Here is a 4635-nt window from a genome sequence, read left to right as displayed (position 1 = left end):
GTGCACGCGCAGGTCTCGCTTCCATGACCAGAGCCCCTAAGCGACCACGCGCAGCGCGCGGCTGTGGCTCCCGGACACCGACGGGGCCGCACGCGTAATCGACGACACTGTCCGGGCTGTAACCGTCCCGGATGCCGACGAGGCGGCGGGCGGGCGCGCGCTGCGCGTGGTCGCTTAGGGGCTCTGGTCATGGAAGCGAGACCTGCGCGTGCACTGGTCGCGTGGTGCCCGGATTTTCCCGTGACCGCGCTCGGCGCCGATCTGGATGAACAGGTCGCGGTGCTCTCAGGCGAGGGTGCGCGCCGGAGGGTGGTGGCGTGTTCTCCGGCGGCGCGGGCGGCAGGGGTCCGGCGCGGCCAGCGGCTGCGCGACGCCCAGCGCCTGGCACCTGAACTCAGGGCGTTCGCGCGGGACGAAGCCGCGGAGGCGCGCGCGTTCGAGCCGGTGGTGGTCGCGGCCGAGCAGGTCGCGGCCGGGATGGAGGTGATCCGTCCGGGGCTTCTCGCGCTCTCGGCGCGCGGGCCTGCCCGCTACTACGGCGGGGAGCGTGCTCTCGGGGTGGTGCTGCGTGACCGGATCGCGCAGGTGGAGACCGGCGCGGGTGGTGCGATCGTCGCGGGGATCGGTATCGCGGACGGTGTCACGGCTGCCGGGATCGCGGCGCGGACCCCGGGCGCGGACGAGCCGGTGATCATCGAGCCGGGTGGCAGCGCGGCGTATCTCGCCCCGTTCCCGCTCTCGGTCCTCGGCGCCCCGGTCGAGCTGGTCACGATCCTGGACCAGCTCGGGGTGCGTAGCGTCGGCCGGTTCGCGGCGTTGCCGGCCGGCGATGTCGCGGGCCGGTTCGGCGCTGAGGGCGTGCTGCTGCACCGGCTCGCGCGCGGGCTCGACCTTCGCCCGCCGGCCTCGCGTCGGCCGGCTGAGGATCTTGCCGTCGAGCACGAGTTCGATCCGCCAGCCGAGACCGATCAGCCGGTGGTCTTCGTCGCGAAGATGCTCGCCGCCCGGCTGCACGCGGGTCTTTCCGCGGCCGGTCTCGCGTGCGTGCGGGTGGGGATCGAAGCGGAGACGGTCAGTGGGCGGGTCAGCTACCGGCTGTGGCGGCACGCGGACGCGACCGGCGGCCGCCTGTCCTCGGCCGGGCTTGCTCAACGCGCGGCCTGGCAGCTCGACGGGTGGCGTACGCGTGAGGCGTATCCGGTGCCGGATCCGGTCGCGCTGCTGCGGCTGGTGCCGGATCAGCTCGTGCTCGATACCGGCATACAGCAGGTGCTGTGGGGCGCGGAGGAGGTCCCGGACCGGGTGGCGCGGGCGGCCGAGCGGGTCCAAGCGCTGCTCGGGCACGAGAGCGTCGCGCGGCTGCGGATCGTCGGCGGCCGCAGCCCGGCGGAGATGATCGCGCGCGTGCCGTGGGGCGAGGAACCGGACGCCGAGCACGACTCTGCGCCGTGGCCGGGAGCCGTGCTGCGGCCCGCACCGTCAACGGTTCCCGTGGAGCCGATCCCCGCCGATCTCCTGGATGCGCGCCAGGTGCCGGTCGAGGTCTCCGGGCGAGCCCGGCTCTCGGCCCCGCCCGCCTGGGTGGTGCTCGAGGGTCGGGAGATCGGGGTGTCCGGGTATGCCGGGCCGTGGGGGTATGAGCGCAGTTGGGATCCGGCGGGCCGGCTCCGCCGGGCCCGGATGCAGTGCCGGCTCGCGGACGGCCGGGTGCTGCTGCTCGTGCTCGAAGCAAGCGCGTGGCGGGTGGAGGCGATCCACCAGTGAGCGGCTTCAACCCCGTCGTGCCGTGGCGGGAGGTGGACAAGCGCCTGTCCTGGGGCAGGTACGGCGAACTCGCCCCGGCCAAATCTCCGCCACCTGGGCAACGGTCGCTGCCGGGACCAGGCCCGGGGCGCGTGGCCTACGCGGAGCTGCACGTGCACTCCAGTTTCTCCTTCCAGGACGGGGCATCTGACCCGGCCGTCTTAGCGGGTGAAGCCGCCCGGTTGGGGCTGGAAGCGCTGGCGATCACGGATCACGACGGGCTCTACGGCGCGGTGCGGTTTGCTGAAGCCACGCGCGCGGCGGGCCTGAAAACGGTGTTCGGGGCCGAGCTCTCCCTCGGCGCGGCCAGCGCCGAGCGCACCGGCGTTCCGGACCCGCCCGGCGCGCACCTGCTGCTGCTCGCCCGCGACCTGGACGGTTACCGCGCCCTTTCGCGCGCGATCGGCGAGGCCAAGCTCGCCGGCGCGGGCAAGGGCCGCGCCGTCTACGACCTCGAACACCTCGCCGAACGCGCGGCCGGGAAGTGGGCGGTGCTCACCGGCTGCCGCAAAGGCCTGGTTCCTGCGGCCCTGCAGCGCAGTGGCATGCAGGAGGCCGGGGTGCAGTTGGCGAGGTTGCAGGCGCTGTTCGGGCGGGAGAACGTCTACGTCGAGCTCGTCGACCACGACACGCCCGGCGAGGACGAGCGCAACGACGCCCTCGCCCACCTCGCCGAACTTCACGGCGCGCCGACGATCGCGACCAACCAGGTGCACTTCGCGCGCCCTGGCGAGTTCCCGACCGCCGCGGCGCTGGCCGCGCTGCGCGCGCGGCGCACCGTGCAGGAGATCGACGGGTGGCTGCCGGCCGGCGCGAACGCGCACCTGCGCTCGGGCGAGGAGATGGCCGAACGCTTCGCCCGCTTCCCCGGCATCCTGGAGCGCACCCTCGAGCTCGCCCGCGCCTGCGCGTTCGACTTCGCCGCGGTCACCCCCAGCCTGCCGCGCCAACCGGTACCCGCCGGACACGACGAATCCTCCTGGCTGCGCGAACTCGCCCTCGCCGGCGCCCGGAAACGCTACGGACCGCGCCCGGAGAACCCCAAGGCCTACCGGCAGCTCGACTACGAACTCGGGGTGATCGCGAAAAGGGAGTTCGCCGGCTACTTCCTGATCGTCAACGAGATCGCGGCGTTCTGCCGCGAGAACAACATCCTCGCCCAGGGCCGCGGCTCGGCCGCGAACTCCGCGGTCTGCTACGCCCTGGGCATCACCGGCTGCGACCCGGTCTCCTTCAACCTCGTGTTCGAACGCTTCCTATCCCCCGAACGCGAGGGATATCCGGACATCGACTTAGATATCGAGGCGGGCAAGAGGGAGCTGGTCATCCAGCACGTGTACGCCCTCTACGGCCGCGAGTACGCCGCACAGGTCGCCAACGTGATCACCTACCGGCCCAAACTCGCCCTGCGGGATGCCGCCCGGGCCCTGGGATACTCCGTCGGCGCCCAGGACTCCTGGTCCGCCGCCCTCGGCCCCTACTCACCCCTGCCCGAGGATGACGCGGACGGGGTGCCGGCCGACGTGCGCGACCTGGCCGGGCGCCTGCTCGGTCTGCCGCGTCACCTCGGCATCCACTCCGGCGGAATGATCATCACCGACCGGCCGATCGCCGAGGTCTGCCCGACCGAGTGGGCCCGGATGGAAAAAAGATCAGTAGTTCAGTGGGACAAGGACGACTGCGCCGATGCAGGCCTGGTGAAGTTCGATCTTCTCGGGCTCGGGATGCTCGGCGCGCTGCACGACGCGTTCGACCTGATCCGCGACCACCACGGCGAAGACCTCTGGCTCGGACGCATCCCGGCCGAGGACCCGGCCGTCTACGCCATGCTCCAAGACACGAACTCAATAGGTTTATTTCAAGTTGAGTCGAGGGCGCAGCAGGCGACGTTGCCGAGGCTGCGGCCGGAGTGCTTCTACGACCTGGTGATCGAAGTCGCGCTCATCCGCCCCGGCCCGATCCAGGGCGGCGCGGTCCACCCCTACCTGCGCCGACGCAACCACATGGAGAAACCCGACCCGCCGCACCCGCTGCTGGCCGACGCCCTCGAGCGCACCCTCGGTGTCCCGCTGTTCCAGGAGCAGGTCATGCAGATGGCGTGCGCCGCGGCGAACTTCTCCCCCGCCGAGGCCGACCAACTGCGCCGGGCGATGGGATCGAAACGCTCAACAGGACGCATGCGGGCCCTGAAAGCCCGGCTGATGTCCGGCATGGCCGCCAACGGGATCAACGCGGAACTCGCCGAGGACATCTACCAGAAGCTCGAGGCCTTCAGCTCGTACGGGTTCCCGGAAGCGCACTCGATCTCCTTCGCGTACCTGGTGTACGCCAGCTCCTACCTCAAGCGCTACTACCCGGCCGCGTTCACCACCGCGCTGATCCGCAACCAGCCGATGGGCTTCTACTCCGTCGCCACCCTCGTGGCCGACGCCCGCCGCCACGACGTCGAAGTCCGCGGCCCCGACGTCAACACCTCCGCCGACACCACCAGCCTCGAACCAGCCGACGGCCTCTACACGACGACCCACAAGCACTCCTCGCCCCACCCCCAGCCCGCCATCCGCCTCGGACTCGACCAGGTCCGCGCACTCGGCGCCGAGCGGGCCCAACGCGTCGCCGCCGAACGCACCGAGCACGGCCCCTACCGCGACATCGAGGACTTCGTGCGCCGCACCGGCGTCCCGCGCGCCGGACTCGAAGCACTCGCCACCGCCGGAGCCTTCCGCAGCATGCGCGTCGGCCGCCGCCAGGCACTCTGGCAGGCAGGAGCCCTCGCCGGCACCACCACCGCACACCTGCCCGGCACCTCCGGAGCCGGACCCGCCCCCGAAC

At 72.1% G+C, this 4635-nt stretch carries 2 protein-coding genes; both read left to right on the top strand.

Annotated elements, in window-relative coordinates:
- Window positions 1-189: 189 nt before the first annotated feature.
- A complete protein-coding gene (locus KDK95_RS34005; protein WP_212522480.1) occupies window positions 190-1764 on the top strand; it encodes a Y-family DNA polymerase in 1575 nt (524 codons plus the stop codon).
- Window positions 1761-4635, top strand: a 2875-nt coding sequence (locus tag KDK95_RS34000) for an error-prone DNA polymerase (RefSeq protein WP_212522479.1), incomplete at its 3' end; no start/stop codon positions are given. The genes KDK95_RS34005 and KDK95_RS34000, both read left to right, overlap by 4 nt.

It is taken from the genome of Actinospica acidithermotolerans, from assembly GCF_018139625.1.
GTDB classification, from domain to species: Bacteria; Actinomycetota; Actinomycetes; order Streptomycetales; family Catenulisporaceae; genus Actinospica; species Actinospica acidithermotolerans.
The sequence above is the reverse complement of the archived record's forward strand: the minus strand, read 5'-3'. Positions and strand labels throughout refer to the sequence as shown.

What these genes read in the sequence shown, in the direction of transcription:
- KDK95_RS34005 (WP_212522480.1), top strand. Translation starts at nt 190, where the DNA reads ATGGAAGCGAGACCTGCGCGTGCACTGGTCGCGTGGTGCCCGGATTTT.